A 19,512-nucleotide genomic window follows, 5' to 3' on the forward strand; every position below is an offset into this window, starting at 1 on the left:
ACACAGCACGCACACAGCACCGCCGCGATCGGGAGAAAGCCACACCATGGCCAAGAAGCGCCCCCAGACGAAGGCCGGCAAGGCCGGCCAGGCACAGGTCACGAGCGGGGAGATCCCGGTCGTCGGCGCGCGCGAGCCCTGCCCCTGCGGCTCGGGCCGCCGCTACAAGGCCTGTCACGGCCGGACCGCCGCGCACGCCGTGACCGAGCTCGTCCAGCGCCCCTTCGAGGGACTGCCCGGCGAGTGCGACTGGGTCGCGCTCCGCGAGCTCGTGCCCGCCGCCACCGTGCCGCTCACCCTGAAGGGCGGGCTGCCCGAGGGCGTGCCGTCCGTGACGCTCGCGACCGTGCTGCCGATGGCGTGGCCGGCGCTGCGCCGCGACGACGGCTCCGTCCTGCTCGCCCTGCAGAACGACTCCTCCTCCGGCGACCTCGCTCGCGACCTCGCCGACACCCTCCAGCGCGCCCTGGAGACCGAGCCGGGAACCCCGGTCCCGCCGCGCCGCGTGCCGGCCGAGGGCCCGCGCCTGCAGGAGCTGCTCGACGCGGACGCGCCGTTCGCCCCGGAGGTCCACACGGGCTTCGAGTTCTGGGTCCCGGCCTCCGCCGACGGTGCCGACCCCGAGGTCGCCGCCTCCCTGGAGCGTGCCAACGCCGCCGCGATCCCGACGGTCAAGCTGACCGGTGTGGACTCGGCGTACTGGTGCGAGACCCCGGACAAGAACCACCTGCGCTGGGTCATGCCGCACCCGGAGGAGAAGCTCCTGGACGCGCTCGCGCGGCTCCAGGCCGGCGAGGGCACGTCCCTCGGCGAGAACACCCGGCTCGTCGGCTCCTTCCGCGCCCACGGCCTCATGGTGCCGGTGTGGGACCTGCCGACCTCCATGACGGCCGAGGAGTGCGAGAAGCCGGCCGCCGAGTTCGCCGAGCGGCTCGCCGGGGCGCTCGCCTCGGACGCTCCGCTCACGGCCGAGGAGCGTCGGGCCCGCGGCGGCCTCACGAACCGTCAGGTGACTCTCAGCTGATACCCCAGGTGGTATCGGTGACTGACAGACCGACCAGTCGGTGACTTCCGCCACAACCCGGTCTGCGGGCGGGTAAATCCCTGTCCGAATAACCGAGATCGAATTTGCGAACAGCAGATCTCTTGTTACCGTTCTGGAAGCCCGGTCGCTGGTGCATCCCCCGTCGCCAGCGATCGGGCGTTTCCATGCCCGCCCCAGGCCGCGCCGGGGCGTTCGGCGCTCAACTTCCTTCGGTGTCCGCCGTGTTGCTGCCAGACCTCAGCAGCAGCGGAGTGCTGCCTCCTTCGCCGGTACCCGCGAATTCCGCTACCGCCGTATACGCCGTGGCCTTGCCCTCACCGCGTTCCCTGGGCGTTTCACAGGTACCCGGTTCGTCCTGCGCCGCGACCGGACAACGCACTTGTACGGTCCTTCCGCCGGGCGCCATCAGGGTCAGAAACGCGTCGAGTTCCTGCCCCGTCGCGTTCCGGTAGTAGGTACGCGCCCACGTGTCGGGTCCTTCGGCCAGTACGCAGGTCTGCGCCTCGATCCCCTCGGGAGAGGCGAGTTCCGGCCCACACTTCGTGATCCGCTCGGGGGTCACGGAAGCGGCGGAGGGGACAGGTGTTGCGGGTGGGGCGGACGGGATGGCAGCGGAGGCGGAAGCGCGACCGCCCTGCGCGGCACCGGTGGCGGAAGACTCCGCCGTACGAGCTCCGCGCCCGAGCCCCAGGTCCGGCAGCAGGTCCCCGTCCCCGTCCCGGGCTCCGTTTCGGGCTGCGTCGCCGCCCTTCGCGTCGTCGGCGGCGCCATGGCCGGCGGCGGCCTGGCCGGCAGGCCGTACGGGATCGCCCGTCGGTCCGGCCACCGCGACGATCGGTACGAGGACGGCGACCGCGACGGCCGTTCCGAGTCCGATCATGCGGAGTTTCGCCGGTCTCATCACCGGACTCATGCGACCCACCTGCTCCTTCGCCCGGGATCTTCGACGGGTGGGGCGAACATATCGGCGGCCGGCGGGCGCCCGGTCGGCCGCGCGCCCGTTTCCCCTGCAAGTCGGGCCAGGACACACCCGTTCGGGTGAACGCCCCGGCGCCTACCGCTCCACACGGGAGCTCGCGACGCTCAGCACGTGCGCAGACACCACTCAGCACGTGAACACGCACCGCTCGGTACGTGAGCAGACACCGCTCAGCACGTGAACACGCACCGCTCAGTACGTGAGTCGGCTCCCGCCGCCGGGCGCGCTCGTGCTCGCCTCGACCAGGGCGTCCACCAGGGCCTCCACGTCCGGCAGCCACGGCCGGGCCGAGCCGGCGAGCGGCGCCCGCTCCCACCGCACCTGCCCGCTCCCGGCGACCGAGGGCGGCAGCAGCAGATAGCCGCCCTCGCCGTGGAAGCGCAGCGAACTGGGCACGCTGTCCTTCGCGTACAGCAGCTCGCCGAGCCGTTCGAGGCCGTACGGGGCGACGAGGATGGACCACCGCGTCGGCGTCGCCACCACCGGGCCGAGCCGCATGCCCATCGCGTCGAGCGCGGTCAGCGCCCGGGCTCCCGCCACCGCGGGCAGGCTCACCGCGCAGGGCGCGCCGCCGCCCGTGGCGAGCACCACCGGGGCCTCCGGCCGCCTGGTCCACCACCAGCGGATCATCCGCTCGTCGGTGGTGGCCGCGAGGAGCCCGGGGTCGAAGGGGTGCGCGCCGGGCACCGCGCACTCGGGGTCGGGGCAGGCGCAGACGGGCCCCGCGGCCGTGCGGGTCGTCGCCCTCAGGCTCACGCCCGGCAGGACGGGCCAGTCCCACTCGCCGGCGTAGGCGACCGCCGCGTCGAGCCGGGCGGTCGTCGCCTCGCGACGCCGGAGCCGGAGCCTGCGCCGCCTGACTCGCCTCACGAGGGGTCCCAGGATTCCGAGGATCTCGCGCATGAGCGCTCGTTCCTTTCCGTTGAACGCCGAATCCACATCACACCATGTGCAGATCTCTTCACCGTGCGTATCAGCGCGTACAAGGTCGATGGCGCTCCGCCCCGCGCCGAAAGCGGGGTCGACGGGCCAGGTATGAACCGGTGGAGCCAGGTCGAGCCGGGGAGGAACCGGTGGAGCAGGTCAGAACCAGGTGGAGCCAGGTCGGAACCGGGTGAAGCCAGGTCGGAACCAGGTCGAGCCAGGTCGATCCGTATCGGTGCCAGATCCAAGCCGGGTCAGAACACGTTCCCCGCCACTGGGGGACGGGCCGAGGCCTGCGGCACATAAGACGCCGGGGTTCCACGGCACGTTCCGGGGCAGCTCCAACTGCCCCTGCCTGTCATCGAGTACGTACCCAGCACGCTCGGAATGACGCGCTTTCAAACGACGCCAGTCGACCGCAAAAGGTGCACACCGGGGGCAATTTTCGGCCAACTTCTCGCGCACTTCAACCCCTGCGTCCAAGCTCACGGACACCACAAGTCCCATGGGGACAATGCTGGACATCGCTCCTCCGGTGCGTGTACATGTGGATGCATCGAGCGGCGCAGAATGACATGGGGGTTTGCGATGCTATGGCGTCAAACGCACCGGTCGGAAAGCCGACTGACATGAGCGCCCCACACATGCCGAAAGTGGCCGGAATCGATTCCACGGTTCCCCACCCCCCGCACACTGCGGCGCCCCTTCCCGGGGTCCCCTCGGCGGCAACACCCGCCGACGCGGCCCTCCCGCCCGGCGCGCTGATCCAGGACCGGCTGGCCGGCTGGGTCTCCGACCTCACCACCCTCCACGAACTCACCGAGCGCCTCATCAGGACCTCCTCCCTCGACGAGGCCCTCCCCGAGGTGCTCGGTGCCGGCGCCGCCCTCGTCGGCGCCCGCCGGGGCATGGCCGTCCTCGAACCCGCCGACGGCCTCGGCCCCGCCACCACCATCGGCCTCGGGCTCGCCCACGCCGAGCTCGGCACGATCGAGACCGTCCCGCGCGGCACCAGCAGCTACGGCCGCCTCCTCGACGGCCTCCCCGATCCGGTCCACCCCGAGCGGGTGCCCGATCCGATCGCCATCCCCGACGTCCGTACGGAGGAGGGCCTCGACCCGCGCCACCGCGAGGTCGCCGCCCGCCTCGGATACGCCGCCAGCTACGCCCTTCCCCTCGCCACCGAGGAGGCCGGCCGGCTGGGCGCGGCCGTCTGGCTCTACGACGAGCCCGCCGAGCCCTCCGAACGCCAGCGCCACCTCATCGGGCTCTACGGCCGCTTCGCCACCGAGCACCTCGCCCGCCTGCTCCAGGTCGAGCGCGCCCGCGCCCAGGTCGCCACCGTCGCCGAGGAGCTGCTCCCGAGCCGCCTCCCCCGCGTCCCCGGCGTCCAGCTCGCCGCCCGCCACCGCACCGGCCCCCGGGGCGGCGGCGACTGGTACGACGCGCTGCCGCTGCCCGAGGGCGCCCTCGGGCTCGCCGTCGGCTCCGTCTCCGGGACCGGCCCGAGCGCACTGGCCGCCATGGGCCGGCTGCGGGCCTCCCTCCGGGCGTACGCGGTGATGGAGGGCGAGGACCCCGTCGCCGTCCTCTCCGACCTGGAGCTGCTGCTCCGGCTCACCGAGCCCGCACGCTCGGCGACCGCGCTCTTCGCGTACGCCGAGCCCGCGCAGCGCCGGATCGTCCTGGCCGGGGCGGGGCACGCCCCGCCGCTGGTCATCGGCGACCACCGCACCGAGTTCGTCGAGACCTCGCTCTCGGCTCCGCTCGGGATGCTCTCCTGCTGGGAAGCGCCGAGCGTCGAGCTGTCCCCCGCCCCGGGAGAAACGGTGCTTCTCTACACGGACGGGCTGCTCCGCCGTACCGGCGACCCCATGGACCGGGCCTTCGCGCGGCTGCACGCGGCCGCTTCGAGCGTGTTGAAGGCAGACCGGGGCGACCCGGGCGCGATCGCCGACCACGTCCTGCGGACGCTGCTGCCCGAGGGCCTCGGCACCACTGACGACGAGGAGGACGTGGTCCTGCTCGCCGCCCGCTTCGAGTGAGCGGAATGTGACGCTCCGGTAATGGGTCTTCCGGCCCTGGGCCCCCTTCCGTACGACCGTACGATGGTGGGGGTTCAGTGTCGTACCAAGAGGAGGCAGACCCGTGGCCGAGGAGCTCACGCCGGAGACCCCGGAAGAGACGACCGAAGAGCAGGCGATCAAGCAGCGGAAGAACGGCCTGTACCCGGGCGTGTCCGACGAGCTCGCCGAGAACATGAAGTCCGGCTGGGCCGACACCGAGCTGCGCGACCTGGCGCCCATCGCGCAGGCCGACAAGACCGCAGCGCGCCGCGCCGCGCTGTCCGCCCGCTTCCCGGGCGAGCGCCTGGTGATCCCCGCCGGGAACCTGAAGACCCGGTCGAACGACACCGAGTACGCCTTCCGCGCCTCCACCGAGTACGCGTACCTCACCGGCGACCAGACGCAGGACGGCGTCCTCGTCCTGGAGCCCGCCCGCGCGGGCGGCCACGAGGCGACGATCTACCTGCTGCCGCGCTCCGACCGCGAGAACGGCGAGTTCTGGCTCGACGGCCAGGGCGAGCTCTGGGTCGGCCGCCGCCACTCCCTCACCGAGGCCGAGCAGCTCCTCGGCGTCCCCGCGAAGGACGTCCGCGAGCTCGCCGCCCAGCTGAAGGAGGCCACCGGCCCCGTCCGCGCCGTCCGCGGCCACGACGCCGGCATCGAGGCGGCGCTGACCGACAAGGTCACCGCCGAGCGCGACGAGGAACTCCGCGTCTACCTCTCCGAGGCCCGCCTCATCAAGGACGACTTCGAGGTCGCCGAGCTCAGGAAGGCCTGCGAGGCCACCGCCCGCGGCTTCGAGGACGTCGTCAAGGTCCTCGACAAGGCCGAGGCGACCAGCGAGCGCTACATCGAGGGCACGTTCTTCCTGCGCGCCCGCGTCGAGGGCAACGACATCGGCTACGGCTCCATCTGCGCCGCCGGCCCGCACGCCACCACCCTCCACTGGGTGCGCAACGACGGCGACGTCCGCTCCGGCGACCTGCTGCTGCTCGACGCCGGCGTGGAGACCAACGAGCTCTACACCGCGGACATCACCCGCACCCTGCCCATCAACGGCCGGTACACCGAGCTCCAGCGCAAGATCTACGACGCCGTGTACGAGGCGCAGGAGGCCGGCATCGCCGCGGTGAAGCCTGGCGCCGCCTACCGCGACTTCCACGACGCCGCCCAGCGCGTACTCGCCGAGAAGCTCGTCGAGTGGGGCCTCGTCGAGGGCCCGGTCGAGCGCGTCCTGGAGCTCGGCCTCCAGCGCCGCTGGACCCTGCACGGCACCGGCCACATGCTCGGCATGGACGTCCACGACTGCGCCGCCGCGCGCACCGAGGCGTACGTCGACACGACCCTCGCGCCGGGCATGTGCCTGACCGTCGAGCCGGGTCTGTACTTCCAGGCCGACGACCTGACCGTGCCGGAGGAGTACCGCGGCATCGGCGTCCGGATCGAGGACGACATCCTCGTCACCGAGGACGGCAACGTGAACCTCTCGGACGCGCTGCCGCGCCGCTCCGAAGAGGTCGAGGCGTGGATGGCCGGCCTGAAGGGCTGATCACCGCGATCACGCGTACGTTGGAGACGAAGGGCCCCCGCCGACCGACCGGCGGGGGCCCTTCCCCGTACTCCTCCGGGGCTCAGGCCATCAGGAGCGACGTACTCCTCCGGGGCTCAGGCCATCAGGAGCGACGGCCCGTCCTTCCACTTGAGGATCTTGTCGAAGCTGACGACCGCGCCGCCCCGGCCCGAACGGTTGCCGAACTGCACGTGGTCGGCGAGCTCCTCGATCAGGCGCAGCCCCCGGCCGTGCTCGGCGTCGTCCGAGGGGGCCCTGGGCGCCGACGCCGCCTCGGCGCCGGGGAAGCCCGGTCCTGAGTCCGCCACCTCGATACGGCAGGTCTCGCCGTCCAGGTAGGCCGTCACCCGGTACGCCCTGCCCGTCCCGCCGGCCCCGCCGTCGACGCCGCCGCCGTGCTCGACCGCGTTCGCGCAGGCCTCGGTCAGCGCGACGGACAGCTCGTACGACACATCGGGATCGACCCCCGCGGTCTCCATCGTGCCCAGCAGAAGCCGGCGGGCCAGCGGCACGCTCGCGGCCTCGCGCCGCAGATGGAGTGACCACCAGATGCTCATGCTCCAGCCTCCCGGCAGCGGCTCGACATACCGATACCTATTGCCGGACGGAACCCTTCGTAAGCCCCCGAAGGCGACAAGAGCCCTCGTTCGGCGGATGCACCGGGCCGGGACGCCGGTGTATGTCACCCTAAGGCGCCCAAGAACGACCTTACGGACCTGCCTCATGGCGGGCATGCCCCTGGTGCGATGATGGGCCCGCCATGACTGCCCCCGCGCTCGCTCCACGGCTGCTGAGGGCCGCGGTGTTCACCGCGGTCTGCGTCGTGCTGTCCGCGCTGGGACACGCCCTCGCCGCCTGTGCGGGGATCGCGCTGTGGACCCTCGTCGCCGGCTTTCTCGGCGTCTTCGGAGTCACCGTCCTCCTCGCAGGACGCGACCGCTCCCTCGCCTTCGTCGTCGGCGCCCTCGCGGCCGGACAGCTCGGCCTCCACACCCTCTTCAGCCTGGGTCAGCGCCCTCTCGCGCTGAGCCCCACGGCCGACGAGGCGCTCGTGCGGATGGCCGCCAAGCTGGTCTGCGGGGCGGGCACCGGGGCCATCAGCCCAGCCGACGCCGCCAGGATCGTCGGCGACGCCGGGCTCACCCCGGCCACCGCCCACGGCCACCTGGCGCACACGGCGGCCCCGACCGCCGGACTCCTGCCCGGACTGCCCATGCTCCTCGGCCATCTGCTCGCGGCGCTCGCCGCGGGCTGGCTGCTGCGCCGCGGCGACCGGGCCCTGGTCCGGCTCGTCCAGCTCTCCGAGCAGGGCGCGACGGAGCTCGCCGAGTGCGCCCTCGTGCGCTCGCTGCGGGCCGCCCTCCGTCTCGTACGGAGCCTTCTCGCCGGGCTGCCCGCGACCCCGCACGCGGGATCGCGGCTGCCCGCCCGTACGGCCTTCGACTCCTCGCCACCGCCCGTCTTCGAGGCGCTCGAGGACACGGTGATCAGGCGCGGCCCGCCGGCCGCCGACTGCGTCCTCGCAGCCTGACGCGGACCGCTCGACCGGAGCGGCGCCGCGTATGCCCGCGCGCCTCGACCGGGGTACCGCCCCTCGGCGCGCCGGGTCCCGCCGTCCTCCTCAGAGCCGGAGTGTCTTCTGCCATGACCGTTTCCGTTTCCGCCTCCCGTGTCGCCCTCGCCGGTGGCATCGCCCTCTCCTCCGTCGCGCTGCTGTCCGGCACGGCCTTCGCGCACGTCAGCGTGCAGCCGCAGGGCGAGGCCGCCAAGGGCGGCTACGCCACCGTCAACATCAAGGTCCCGAACGAGCGCGACAACGCCTCCACCGTGAAGCTGGAGGTCAACTTCCCGCTCGACCACCCGCTGGCCTCCGTCATGCCGCAGCCCGTCCCCGGCTGGAAGGCCGAGGTGACCAAGAGCAAGCTCAGCAAGCCGCTGGAGCTGCACGGCAAGAAGATCAACGAGGCCGTCTCCAAGGTGACGTGGACCGCCGACGGTTCGAAGATCGGCCCCGGTCAGTTCCAGCAGTTCCCGCTCTCCCTCGGCCGGCTGCCCGAGGACACCGACCAGCTCGTGCTCAAGGCCATCCAGACGTACGACAACAAGGAGATCGTGCGCTGGATCGAGGAGGCGAAGGAGGGCGCGGAGGAGCCGCAGAACCCGGCCCCCGTCCTGAAGCTCTCCGCCGCGAGCGGCGACCACCACGGCGCCGCCACCACCGCTCCCGCCACCGGCCCCTCGGCCTCCGCCTCCGGGGACGCGAAGACCGGGCACGACGACAAGGCCGGTGACCACGAGGAGAAGGCGGCCACCGCCTCCTCTTCCTCCTCCGACACCACGGCCCGGATCCTCGGCGTCATCGGCATCCTCGTCGGCATCGCCGGCGTCGCCTTCGGCGTCCTCGCCGGCCGCCGCCGCTCGGCCTGACGGCCGCACCCTCACCCGAGAACCGAGAGAAACACCATGTCCCAAGAGAAGACGTCCGGGGCGGGCACGGCGCGCCCCGGACGGCGCACCCCGCTGATCGTCGCCGCCGTCGCGATCGTCGCCGCGCTCGGCATCACCGCTGCCGTCGGCCTCGGCGGAAACGACGACAAGGCCTCCGGCACGGGCTCCAGCTCGGTCGCCGAGGTCTCCGGCGCCGAGGACTCGACCAAGGCCGCCACCGTCCTCGACCGGCCGTTCACCAAGCCCTCGCTCGTCCTCACCGACACCAAGGGCCAGAAGTACGACCTGCGCGAGCGGACCAAGGGCAAGCCGACGCTCATCTACTTCGGCTACACGCACTGCCCCGACGTCTGCCCCATGACGATGAGCAACATCGCCCTCGCCAAGAGGGAGCTCCCCAAGGCCGACCAGGACAAGCTCCAGGTCGTCTTCGTCACCACCGACCCCGAGCGTGACACCTCGGCCGAGCTCGCCAAGTGGCTGCCCGCCGCCGGCGACCCCACCTTCACCGGTCTCACCGGCGACTTCTCCGCCATCCAGGCGGGCGCCCGCTCGATCGGCATCGGCATCGACCCGCCCAAGAAGGAGGGCGACAAGGTCATCTCCATGCACGGCGCCCAGGTGATCGCCTTCTCGCCCACCACCGATCAGGGCTACGTCCTGTACGGCGAGGACACGACCGTCGAGGAGTACGCCAAGGACCTGCCGAAGCTCATCAAGGGGGAGAACCCGTGAACCGCCGCACCACCGCCCTGACCGCCGCCGTCGCCCTCGCCGCCTCGCTCGCGCTGACGGGGTGCTCGTCCGACGGCGACAAGCCCGAACTGAAGGTCAGCGGCGCGTTCATGCCGCAGCCCGTGATGGACATGGCCGGCGGCTTCCTGACCATCACCAACGGCAGCGGGACGGCGGACAAGCTCACCTCCGTCACCAGCCCCATCTCGGACGACGTCACGATCCACGAGACGAAGAACCAGAAGATGCTGGAGGTGAAGTCCTTCGACATCCCCGCGAACGGGGAGCTGAAGCTCGAACGCGGTGGCAACCACATCATGTTCATGGAGCTGAAGAAGAAGCCCAAGCAGGGTGAGAAGGTCAGCATCGAGCTCCACTTCGAGAAGTCCGACCCCATCAAGGTCGACCTTCCCGTCGAGGCGGCCAACCACAACCCGCGGCAGCACTGAGCTCGTTGACGGAGTGACACAGAGATGACAACCACCGCCCCGCGCCTCGGTACCGCCGTGGCCCGGCTGCTGATCCTCGCGGCCGCGCTGCTCGGCACGCTGCTGGCCGGCGCCGCCCCCGCCTCCGCGCACGCGGCGCTCACCGGAAGCGACCCGAGGGACGGGGCGGTGGTCGCCACCGCTCCCAAGGAGGTCAACCTGACCTTCTCCGAACAGGTCGCCATGAGCGCCGACTCGATCCGGGTCCTCGACCCGGCGGGACGTCGGGCCGACACCGGCGAGATACGCGACCTGTGCAGCGGCGCCGTCGTCCGGTACGGAGTCGGGCTCCGCGCCGGACTGCCGGACGGTACGTACACCGTGGCCTGGCAGACCGTGTCCGCCGACAGCCACCCGATCGCCGGCGCCTTCACCTTCTCCATCGGCGCTCCTTCCGCCACCTCCGTCGCACTGCCCGAGCCGAACGCCGGCGGCGGACTCGTCGGTGCCCTCTACGGCACCGCGCGCTACCTCTCGTACGCCTCCTTCGCCGTCCTCGTCGGCGGTGGCGCCTTCGTCCTGGTCTGCTGGCCGCGCGGGGCGGGCGTCCGCCCGGTCCAGCGGACCGTCGTCCGGGCCTGGCTGACCCTCACGGTCGCCACACTGGCGATGCTCCTCCTCCGCAACCCGTACACCGGCTCCGGCGAACTCTCCGACGCCTTCGACCTGGCGGGCCTGAAGTCCGTCCTGGAGACCAAGACCGGGGCAGCCCTCACCTCCCGTCTGCTGCTGCTCGGCGCCGCGGCGCTCTTCGTCGCGGTCCTCTTCGGCTCCTACACCCGCCGCACCGACCCGAAGGAACGGAAGGACCTCGCCTTCGGACTCGGGCTCGGCGGCACCGTCGTCGCCGCCGGGATCGCCGGTACCTGGGCGCTGGCCGAGCACGCCTCGACCGGCATCCAGCCGGGCATCGCGATGCCCGTCGACATCCTGCACCTGCTGGCCGTGGCCGCCTGGCTCGGCGGACTCACCGTGCTGCTCGTCGCCCTCTATCGGGCCCCTTCCGTCGAGCGCTCGGCGGTGGAACGCTTCTCGAAGGTCGCCTTCGGCTCCGTGCTCGTCCTCGCGGCCACCGGCCTCTACCAGTCCTGGCGCCAGGTCGGCTCCTGGTCCGCGCTGACCGACACGCGCTACGGGCAGCTGCTGCTGGTCAAGATCGGCCTGCTGGCCGTGCTCCTCGGCATCGCCTGGATCTCGCGCCGCTGGACCCAGCGCCTCGCCGACCCGGCACCTACCGATCCCGAAGCCCTCTCCGAGACCAGGACCGTCTCCGAGCCCGAGACCGAGACCGGATCCGGGACCGGGACCGAAGCCGAAGCCGGGACCGTCTCCGAACCCGAGCCCGAGGCCGAGGCCGCGTCCGAGGCCGACACCGCGTCCGAGGTCGACACCGTCTCCGAGGTCGAGGCCCAGGCCGGAGCCCAGACCGCTTCCGAGTCCCAGCCCGACTCCGAACCCGCCCCCGAGCGGGCCGCTCAGCTCGCCCGGCAGCGCGCCGCCGTCGCCACCGCCCGCCGCAAGCGGGAGCGGGACGCCGACCCCGAGCGGACCGGTCTTCGCCGCTCGGTGCTGACCGAGGCCGCCGTCGCTGTGGTCCTCCTCGCCGTGACCACCGTCCTCACCTCCACCGAGCCCGGCCGCACCGAGGAGGAGGCCGGCCGGACCGGCACCACCGCCGGCTCGGCCGCCGTGCCCGACCGCCCCGTGGACATCCGGCTGCCCTTCGACACCGGCGGCGTCGACGGCAAGGGCGTGGTCCGTCTCAGCCTCGACCCCGGCCGCACCGGCGCCAACGCGCTCCACCTCTTCGTCGAGCGCCCCAACGGCAAGCCTCTGGACGTCCCCGAGGTCAAGGTCGCCTTCACCCTGGAGGCCAAGGACGTCGGCCCGCTGCCCGTCGCCCCCGACCGCATCCAGACCGGACACTGGAGCGCGAGCGGCGTCCAGATCCCGATGCCCGGCGAGTGGAAGATCCAGGTGACCGTCCGCACCTCCGACATCGACCAGACCACCATCGACAAGAACGTGAAGATCGGCTGACCCTCGTGACCGAGAGCGACAACAGCGGCAACAGCGAAAGCAACCACGACGGCACCCCTGTGGAGATCTCCCGGCGGCGGCTGCTCGGCACCGTCGGTGCCGCCGGTGCCACCGGACTCGTCATCGGCGCGGCCGGCGGCGTCGGGATCTCCTCCGCGGTGTCGGGCGAGGGCACCACCGGTGGCTCCGGCGCGGGCGGGCCGCAGGCCCTGACCTCCGTCGGCGCGACCGAGGTGATGTTTCACGGGAAACATCAGGCCGGCATCACCCAGCCCCTCCAGTCCCGCGGCCATCTGGTCGCCTTCGACCTCGCACCGGGCGCCGGGCGCAAGGAGGCCATGGCCCTGCTGCGCCGCTGGTCGGCCACGGCGAAGGTCCTGATGGCGGGGAAGGCCCCGGCCGAGGACACGGGCATCGCGCTCGACGCGGGCCCCTCCTCCCTGACGGTCACCTTCGGCTTCGGCCGTACGTTCTTCGACCGCACCGGACTGACCTCGCGCCGCCCCGATCAGCTCGACCTGCTGCCCGCCTTCTCCTCCGACGCCCTCGACCCCCGGCGCTCCGAGGGCGACCTGTGGGTGCAGATCGGCGCCGACGACGCGCTCGTCGCCTTCCACGCGCTGCGGGCCGTCCAGAAGGACGCGGGCGACGCGGCCCGGGTGCGCTGGCAGATGAACGGCTTCAACCGTTCGGCCGGCGCCACCGCGAAGCCGATGACCGCACGCAACCTCATGGGTCAGGTCGACGGCACGGGCAACCCGAAGCCCACGGAGCCCGACTTCGACCGGCGGATCTTCGTCCCGGCCGGGGCCAGCGGCGCGCAGGAGTGGATGGCCGGAGGTTCGTACGCGGTGGTGCGGCGGATCCGGATGCTGCTCGACGACTGGGAGAAGCTGCCGCTGGACCGGCAGGAGCAGGTGATCGGCCGCCGGAAGTCCGACGGCGCGCCGCTCACCGGCGGCAGCGAGACCACCGAGCTCGACCTGAACAAGTTCGGGCCGGACGGGAAGCTGGTGATCCCGGACAACGCCCATTCCCGGATCTCCGCCCCCGAACAGAACGGCGGGGCGGCGATGCTCCGCAGGCCCTTCTCCTTCCACGACGGCATCGGCCCGGACGGGACACCGGACGCCGGGCTCCTCTTCATCTGTTGGCAGGCCGATCCGTTCCGGGGCTTCGTCCCGGTGCAGCGCAAACTCGACCGGGGCGACGCGCTGTCCGCGTTCATCCGGCACGAGTCGAGCGGCCTCTTCGCGGTCCCGGGCGGCCCCGCCGAGGGCGAGTACGTGGGCCAGCGGCTCTTGGAGGCGTAACTCCGCGGGATGTCGTTCAGGATCCTGGCCAGGACGTCGCCCGGCATGTCGTTCGAGATGCCGGGCGGGATGTCGTTCGTGATGTCGTTGGAGCGGGCGGCCCGCGCGCCCGGTGAGCATTAGGGTGACGGTATGTCCGCCACCCGGTTCACGTACCTCGGCCCCGAAGGCACCTTCACGGAGGCCGCACTGCGTACGCTGCCCGAGGCCGCGACCCGGGAGCTCGTCCCGATGGTCTCGGTCCCGGCCGCGCTCGACGCCGTACGGAACGGGGAGGCCGCCGCCGCGCTCGTACCGATCGAGAACTCGGTCGAGGGCGGGGTGACCGCGACGCTCGACGAGCTGGCCTCCGGCGAACCGCTGACGATCTACCGCGAGGTGCTGCTGCCGATCGCCTTCGCGCTGCTCGTGCGGCCCGGGACCAAGCTCTCGGAGATCAAGACGGTCACGGGCCATCCGGTGGCCCAGCCGCAGGTCAGGAACTGGCTGCGGGCGCACCTGCCCGACGCCCTGTGGGAGTCGGCCGCCTCGAACGCGGACGGGGCCCGGCTGGTCCAGGAGGGCCGCTTCGACGCCGCCTTCGCGGGCGAGTTCGCGGCGGCGACGTACGGTCTCGAACCGCTCGTCACCGAGATCCATGACGCGGAGAACGCCGAGACCCGGTTCGTGCTCGTGGGCCGGCCGGCCCGACCGGCGGCTCCGACCGGCGCGGACAAGACCTCGGTGGTGCTGTGGCTGGGTGACGATCATCCGGGTGCCCTCCTCGAACTGCTCCAGGAATTCGCGGTGCGCGGGGTGAACCTGATGCTGATCCAGTCCCGGCCCACGGGGGCGGGGATCGGGAACTACTGCTTCGCCGTGGACGCCGAGGGCCATATCTCGGACCGCCGGGTGGGCGAGGCGCTGATGGGGCTCAAGCGGATGTGCCCCAAGGTGCGCTTCCTCGGCTCGTACCCGCGGGCGGGCGTCGCGATCGAGGACGTGTCGCCGCTGCGGCGTGGGACTTCGGACGTGGAGTTCACTGAGGCCTCCGACTGGCTCGCGAGGGCCCAGGACGGTCGGGCCTGACCCGATACTGACCGACCGCTCCCGCTGCCGGGAGCGGTCGTCCACAGGTACGAACAACTAGTCCTACCTGCATACTTTTCAGTTACCCACAGAGGTTATCCACAGGGCGCTCCTCGACCTGGGGACAAGTCGACATCGCAATCCGACATGGTCGACAAATCCCCCCAGCCGCCCACCGGTCACACCCCGGCCGCACCCCGACCGTCCACAGCTCGCTGATGACGCGTCCGTCACCGCGTTTCCCGGGATCAACTCTTTGGAGCGAGCAATTCCCACCCGAATGAGTGAGCGAATGGCGTTTGATCACGGAATTGCCAGGTTCGTGGCGAGGAATCCCCGCGATCTTCCCCGTAGTCCACAGAACTTCCGCACAGCCTGTGGATAACTGAATGCGGCGGCCCGCGGTCCGCTTTTCCTGGAGCGGCAATTCGGGCAAAACAACACGCGCGACGTTATCCGGTGGGGGCGGCCAAGCGGGCACCGGTAGCCTGGTGGGGTGATTGACCTTCGCCTGCTCCGTGAGGACCCCGACCGTGTTCGCGCCTCCCAGCGCGCCCGTGGAGAGGACGTCGCGCTCGTCGACGCCCTGCTCTCCGCCGATGAGCGGCGCAGGTCGTCCGGCGTCCGCTTCGACGAGCTCCGATCCGAGCAGAAGGCGCTCGGAAAGCTGATCCCCAAGGCCACGCCCGAGGAGCGCGCCGAGCTCCTGCAGAAGGCGGAGCAGCTCAAGACCGACGTCAAGGCCGCCGAGGCCGAACAGAACGAGGCCGACGAGACGGCCAAGCGACTCCTGCTCCAGCTCGGGAACATCGTCCACACGGACGTCCCGGTCGGCGGCGAGGAGGACTTCGTCGTCCTGGAGACGCACGGCACCATCCGCGACTTCGCGGCCGAGGGCTTCGAGCCCAAGGACCACCTGGAGCTGGGCGAGGCGCTCGGCGCCATCGACGTCGAGCGGGGCGCCAAGGTCTCCGGCTCGCGCTTCTACTACCTGACCGGCGTGGGCGCCCTCCTGGAGCTCGCCCTGGTCAACGCGGCCATCGCCCAGGCCACCGAGGCCGGCTTCATCCCGATGCTGACCCCGGCGCTGGTCCGCCCGCGTGCCATGGAGGGCACCGGCTTCCTCGGCCAGGCCGCGGAGAACGTGTACCACCTGGAGAAGGACGACTACTACCTCGTCGGCACCTCCGAGGTCCCCCTCGCCGCGTACCACATGGACGAGATCATCGACGCCGACAAGCTGCCCCTGCGGTACGCGGGCTTCTCGCCCTGCTTCCGCCGCGAGGCCGGCACGTACGGCAAGGACACCCGCGGCATCTTCCGCGTCCACCAGTTCGACAAGGTCGAGATGTTCTCGTACGTCGCGCCCGAGGACGCGGAGAACGAGCACAAGCGACTCCTGGACTGGGAGAAGCAGTGGCTGACCGGCCTGGAGCTGCCCTTCCAGGTCATCGACGTCGCCACCGGCGACCTCGGCTCCTCCGCCTCCCGCAAGTTCGACTGCGAGGCGTGGATCCCGACCCAGGGCAAGTACCGCGAGCTCACCTCCGCCTCGAACTGCGACAGCTTCCAGGCCCGTCGCCTCTCCGTCCGCATGCGCGACGAGCAGGGCGGAAAGAAGACCGTGAAGCCGCTGGCCACCCTGAACGGCACGCTGTGCGCCGTACCGCGCACGATCGTGGCGATTCTGGAGAACCACCAGCTGCCCGACGGCTCCGTGCGCGTCCCGGAGATGCTGCGGCCCTACCTCGGTGGCCGTGAGGTCCTGGAGCCGATCGCCAAGTGAGCCCCTTCCCCTACCGCCTGGTCGCGACGGACCTCGACGGCACGCTGCTGCGCGCCGACGAGTCCGTCTCGGCCCGCACGCGGGACGCGCTCGCCGCCGCCACGGAGGCGGGCGCCGCGCACATCGTGGTCACCGGCCGGGCGGTGCCCTGGACGCGGCACATCCTCGACGACCTCGGCTACGAGGGCATCGCGGTGTGCGGGCAGGGCGCGCAGGTCTACCACGCCGGTGAGCACCGGCTGCTGACCTCGCTGACCCTGGACCGGCAGCTCGCGGGGCTCGCGCTCTCGAAGATGGAGGCGGAGGTCGGCCCACTGGCGGTGGCCGCGAGCCGCGACGGCCTGGAGGGCGAGGTCCTGATGGGCCCCGGCTACCGGGTCCAGGAGGGGCCCCTGCCGTACGTCCCCTACGAGGACCCGGCGGAGCTGTGGGCGGCGCCGCTGACCAAGCTCTACATCCAGCACCCGACGCTGAGCGACGACGAGCTGACGCGGATCGCCCGTGAGACGGTCGGCGGGCTCGTGGACGTCGTCATGGCGGGTCCGGGGATCGTGGAGATCCTGCCGCTCGGCCTGAGCAAGGCCACGGGGCTCTCCCTGGCCGCGCGCCGGCTGGGCGTGAAGGCCGCGGACACGATCGCCTTCGGCGACATGCCGAACGACATCCCGATGTTCGCCTGGGCGGCACACGGTGTCGCGATGGGCAACGCGCACGAGGAACTGCGGGCGGTGGCGGACGAGGTGACCTCGTCGAACGAGGACGACGGCATCGCGGTCGTCCTGGAGCGCCTGCTGAGCGCCTGATTTCTCCGAGAACCGCGCGAAGGCCCGCTCCCCTCAAGGGAGCGGGCCTTCGCGGTTCACGGCCTCGCGCGGACGCACGCGTACGCGCGCTCGAAGCGGCCGCTTCCGGGAGATCCCCCGTTTCCCCCGCACAACTAGTGTGCGCCGGAGCGGTGTTCGGGAGCGACTGGTTTTCCGCGGGTCAGCGGGTAGCAGGCGAGGCCGATCGCCAGCGAGATCGCGTGGCCGAGGTCGGTGTACGTCCGGGCGGTGACGAGCGGTACGAGGAAGAACGCGAGCACTCCGGCCAGGTAGAGCCAGCGCCAGGGGCGCGCCAGCCGGTAGGTCAGGATCCCGGCCGAGGCGGCGAGCCCGTAGCTGACCCCGATGTCGACGACGTGCGCCATGCTGCGCGGCACGTCGTGGAGCTGGATGGCCGCCAGGACCACCTGCTGGCTGATGAGCGTCGCCGCGATGTGCGCCGTCGCCACGGTGAAGAGCCATTTCGCGGTGCCGAGCCAGCGTTCCACGGGGGCGTGCAGGACCTCGAAGAGCACCGCGTACAGCAGGAGGTCGGCGGGGTCCTCGATCCAGAACGCGCTGCCGAGCAGGGCCCGTACGGGGTGGTGCGAGAGCTGGTGGAGATTGCTGCTGTTCCGGTGGAGGAGATAGGCCTCCAGGCCTGCCGGGGACAGCGCGATGACGAGGCTGGTGATCGCGATGACCGCAAGCCACACATGCGTACCGGGTGACGAACGCACCCACGACCTGATCGGCCGGGACGGTTCGCCACCCGGAGAGGTATTGCTCGGCACCTTTCAGTGCCTATCACCCCACGACGGGAGAACCTCAGAAATTGATCATGTGTCCGGCAATACCGTGGATCGCTTCCTTCACGGCCTCGCCCAGCGTCGGGTGGGCGTGGACGTTGCGGGCGACCTCGTGGACGGTGAGGTCCCACTGCTGGGCCAGCGTCAGCTCGGGCAGCAGCTCGGTGACGTCGGGTCCGATGAGGTGGGCGCCGATGATCTCGCCGTGCGTGCCGTCGGCGATGATCTTGACGAAGCCCGTGGCGTCGCCCAGACCGTGCGCCTTGCCGTTCGCCACGAAGGGGAACTTGGCGACCTTGACGTCGTACCCCTTCTCGCGGGCCTGCGCCTCGGTCCAGCCGAAGCTGGCGATCTGCGGCTGGCAGTAGGTCGCCCGCGGGATCATCGGGTAGTCGAGCTCCATCGTCTCGGCGTCCCCGATGGTCTCGGCCGCGATGACGCCCATGGCCTCGGCCGTGTGCGCGAGCATCAGCTTCGCGGTGACGTCGCCGATCGCGTAGATGTGCGGCACGGAGGTGCGGCAGCGGCCGTCCACGTCGATCGCGCCGCGCTCGGTGAGCGCGACACCGGTGGCCTCCAGGCCATAGCCGCTGACGTTCGGGGCGAAGCCGATGGCCTGGAGGACCTTGTCGGCCTCCAGGACCTTCTGGACGCCGTCCTTGCCGGTGACGGTGACGCGGACCTGCGGGCCGGACTCGTCGATGGTCTCGACCCTGGTGGAGGTCAGGACGTCGATGCCGAGCTTGCGGTACTGCTTCGCCAGCTCCTTGGAGACCTCTTCGTCCTCCAGCGGGGCGATGCGGTCGAGGAACTCGACGATCGTGACCTTGGTGCCGTAGTTGTTCAGCACGTACGCGAACTCGATGCCGATCGCGCCGGCGCCGGCGATGACGATCGACTTCGGGGCGTCCTCGGCGAGGATCTGCTCCTCGTACGACACGACGCGCTCGCTGCGGGCCGTGCCCGGGAGCAGGCGCGGGGTGGCGCCGGTCGCGATGATGCAGTTGTCGAAGGAGATCGTCTCCGAGGTGCCGTCGGCCTTGGCCACCTGGAGGGTGTTCGCGTCGAGGAAGGTGCCCCGGCCGTTGAACTCGGTGATCCCGTTCTTCTTCATGAGGAAGTGGACGCCCTTGACCCGGCCGTCCGCGACGGAGCGGCTGCGGCGGAAGGCGTCGCCGTAGTCGAAGGTGACGGTGCCGTCGACCTTGATGCCGAAGGTCTTCGCCTCGTGGTTGAAGATGTGGGCGAGTTCGGCGTTGCGCAGCAGCGCCTTGGTGGGGATGCAGCCGACGTTCAGGCAGACACCGCCCCAGTACTTCTCCTCGACGACCGCGACCCGCTTGCCCAGCTGGGCGGCGCGGATGGCGGCGACGTAGCCGCCGGGGCCAGCTCCGAGTACGACGACGTCGAAGCGGTCTGACATGACTGACTCCCGAGG

At 71.4% G+C, this 19,512-nt stretch carries 17 protein-coding genes; 12 read left to right on the top strand and 5 right to left on the bottom strand.

The features are described from left to right. Positions 1-46 precede the first annotated feature (46 nt). Positions 47-1,024, top strand: coding sequence for a DUF5926 family protein (locus IE124_RS17500; RefSeq protein ID WP_189508683.1), 978 nt, complete (start codon positions 47-49; stop codon positions 1,022-1,024). 220 nt (positions 1,025-1,244) lie between these two features. Here the strand turns inward: IE124_RS17500 and IE124_RS17505 are convergent, their stop codons facing one another. Both IE124_RS17505 and IE124_RS17510 read right to left on the bottom strand, forming a co-directional pair. Then, entirely contained in the window at positions 1,245-1,925 is a 681-nt protein-coding gene (locus tag IE124_RS17505) for a hypothetical protein (protein ID WP_229832527.1), read from the bottom strand. A 291-nt stretch (positions 1,926-2,216) separates the two neighbouring features. Next, entirely contained in the window at positions 2,217-2,927 is a 711-nt protein-coding gene (locus tag IE124_RS17510) for a bifunctional DNA primase/polymerase (protein ID WP_189508684.1), read from the bottom strand. Positions 2,928-3,541: 614 nt separating this feature from the next. On the opposite strand from IE124_RS17510, the gene IE124_RS17515 reads away from it, so the two are divergent. Beyond that, entirely contained in the window at positions 3,542-4,993 is a 1,452-nt protein-coding gene (locus tag IE124_RS17515) for a PP2C family protein-serine/threonine phosphatase (protein ID WP_189508685.1), read from the top strand. A gap of 103 nt (positions 4,994-5,096) precedes the next feature. Next, a complete protein-coding gene (locus tag IE124_RS17520; protein WP_189508686.1) occupies positions 5,097-6,563 on the top strand; it encodes an aminopeptidase P family protein in 1,467 nt (488 codons plus the stop codon). Between the two features lie 116 nt (positions 6,564-6,679). Here IE124_RS17520 and IE124_RS17525 read toward each other — a convergent pair whose 3' ends face one another. Then, on the bottom strand, positions 6,680-7,141 hold the full coding sequence (locus tag IE124_RS17525) for an ATP-binding protein (RefSeq protein ID WP_189508687.1): 462 nt from the start codon (positions 7,139-7,141) through the stop codon (positions 6,680-6,682). A gap of 203 nt (positions 7,142-7,344) precedes the next feature. Here IE124_RS17525 and IE124_RS17530 point away from each other — a divergent pair, with 203 nt between their 5' ends. The 9 genes from IE124_RS17530 (at position 7,345) to IE124_RS17570 (ending at position 17,265) form a co-directional block, all read left to right on the top strand. Then, positions 7,345-8,115 (top strand): hypothetical protein, encoded by a 771-nt coding sequence (locus IE124_RS17530; protein ID WP_189508688.1) that lies wholly within the window; start codon positions 7,345-7,347, stop codon positions 8,113-8,115. 113 nt (positions 8,116-8,228) lie between these two features. Then, positions 8,229-9,011 (top strand): YcnI family copper-binding membrane protein, encoded by a 783-nt coding sequence (locus tag IE124_RS17535; RefSeq protein ID WP_189508689.1) that lies wholly within the window; start codon positions 8,229-8,231, stop codon positions 9,009-9,011. 36 nt (positions 9,012-9,047) lie between these two features. Continuing rightward, on the top strand, positions 9,048-9,767 hold the full coding sequence (locus IE124_RS17540; RefSeq protein ID WP_189508690.1) for an SCO family protein: 720 nt from the start codon (positions 9,048-9,050) through the stop codon (positions 9,765-9,767). Then, positions 9,764-10,216 carry a copper chaperone PCu(A)C gene (locus IE124_RS17545; protein ID WP_189508691.1) on the top strand — a complete coding sequence of 151 codons (453 nt, stop codon included), beginning with the start codon at positions 9,764-9,766 and terminating at the stop codon, positions 10,214-10,216. The genes IE124_RS17540 and IE124_RS17545 overlap by 4 nt, the downstream gene beginning before the upstream one ends. Positions 10,217-10,240: 24 nt before the next feature. Next, positions 10,241-12,295, top strand: a complete 2,055-nt coding sequence (locus IE124_RS17550; RefSeq protein WP_189508692.1) for a copper resistance protein CopC — start codon at positions 10,241-10,243, stop codon at positions 12,293-12,295. 5 nt (positions 12,296-12,300) lie between these two features. Continuing rightward, positions 12,301-13,608, top strand: a complete 1,308-nt coding sequence (gene efeB / locus IE124_RS17555; protein WP_229832529.1) for an iron uptake transporter deferrochelatase/peroxidase subunit — start codon at positions 12,301-12,303, stop codon at positions 13,606-13,608. Positions 13,609-13,740: 132 nt separating this feature from the next. Next, the gene (gene pheA / locus IE124_RS17560; RefSeq protein WP_189508693.1) at positions 13,741-14,676 is read left to right on the top strand and encodes a prephenate dehydratase; all 936 of its coding nucleotides are present in this window, start codon (positions 13,741-13,743) and stop codon (positions 14,674-14,676) included. 496 nt (positions 14,677-15,172) lie between these two features. Next, entirely contained in the window at positions 15,173-16,462 is a 1,290-nt protein-coding gene (gene serS, locus IE124_RS17565) for a serine--tRNA ligase (protein ID WP_189508694.1), read from the top strand. After that, positions 16,459-17,265 carry an HAD family hydrolase gene (locus IE124_RS17570; protein ID WP_189508695.1) on the top strand — a complete coding sequence of 269 codons (807 nt, stop codon included), beginning with the start codon at positions 16,459-16,461 and terminating at the stop codon, positions 17,263-17,265. Before serS ends, IE124_RS17570 begins: the two co-directional genes overlap by 4 nt. A gap of 134 nt (positions 17,266-17,399) precedes the next feature. On the opposite strand, the gene IE124_RS17575 is transcribed toward IE124_RS17570, so the two are convergent. Both IE124_RS17575 and lpdA read right to left on the bottom strand, forming a co-directional pair. Then, positions 17,400-18,059: a rhomboid-like protein gene (locus IE124_RS17575; protein ID WP_189508696.1), complete on the bottom strand. Its 660-nt coding sequence runs from the start codon at positions 18,057-18,059 to the stop codon at positions 17,400-17,402. 34 nt (positions 18,060-18,093) lie between these two features. Next, complete coding sequence (lpdA, locus tag IE124_RS17580) at positions 18,094-19,497, bottom strand: dihydrolipoyl dehydrogenase (protein WP_189508697.1); 1,404 nt, start codon at positions 19,495-19,497, stop codon at positions 18,094-18,096. Positions 19,498-19,512 lie beyond the last annotated feature (15 nt).

It is taken from the genome of Streptomyces narbonensis (genome assembly GCF_014649015.1).
GTDB lineage: Bacteria > Actinomycetota > Actinomycetes > Streptomycetales > Streptomycetaceae > Streptomyces > Streptomyces narbonensis.

Bases quoted from the DNA above. Each gene is read 5' to 3' on its own strand.
- IE124_RS17500 (WP_189508683.1), top strand. From the start codon at position 47: ATGGCCAAGAAGCGCCCCCAGACGAAGGCCGGCAAGGCCGGCCAGGCA.
- IE124_RS17505 (WP_229832527.1), bottom strand. From the start codon at position 1,925: ATGATCGGACTCGGAACGGCCGTCGCGGTCGCCGTCCTCGTACCGATC.
- IE124_RS17510 (WP_189508684.1), bottom strand. From the start codon at position 2,927: ATGCGCGAGATCCTCGGAATCCTGGGACCCCTCGTGAGGCGAGTCAGG.
- IE124_RS17515 (WP_189508685.1), top strand. From the start codon at position 3,542: ATGGCGTCAAACGCACCGGTCGGAAAGCCGACTGACATGAGCGCCCCA.
- IE124_RS17525 (WP_189508687.1), bottom strand. From the start codon at position 7,141: ATGAGCATCTGGTGGTCACTCCATCTGCGGCGCGAGGCCGCGAGCGTG.
- IE124_RS17530 (WP_189508688.1), top strand. From the start codon at position 7,345: ATGACTGCCCCCGCGCTCGCTCCACGGCTGCTGAGGGCCGCGGTGTTC.
- IE124_RS17535 (WP_189508689.1), top strand. From the start codon at position 8,229: ATGACCGTTTCCGTTTCCGCCTCCCGTGTCGCCCTCGCCGGTGGCATC.
- IE124_RS17540 (WP_189508690.1), top strand. From the start codon at position 9,048: ATGTCCCAAGAGAAGACGTCCGGGGCGGGCACGGCGCGCCCCGGACGG.
- IE124_RS17550 (WP_189508692.1), top strand. From the start codon at position 10,241: ATGACAACCACCGCCCCGCGCCTCGGTACCGCCGTGGCCCGGCTGCTG.
- pheA (WP_189508693.1), top strand. From the start codon at position 13,741: ATGTCCGCCACCCGGTTCACGTACCTCGGCCCCGAAGGCACCTTCACG.
- lpdA (WP_189508697.1), bottom strand. From the start codon at position 19,497: ATGTCAGACCGCTTCGACGTCGTCGTACTCGGAGCTGGCCCCGGCGGC.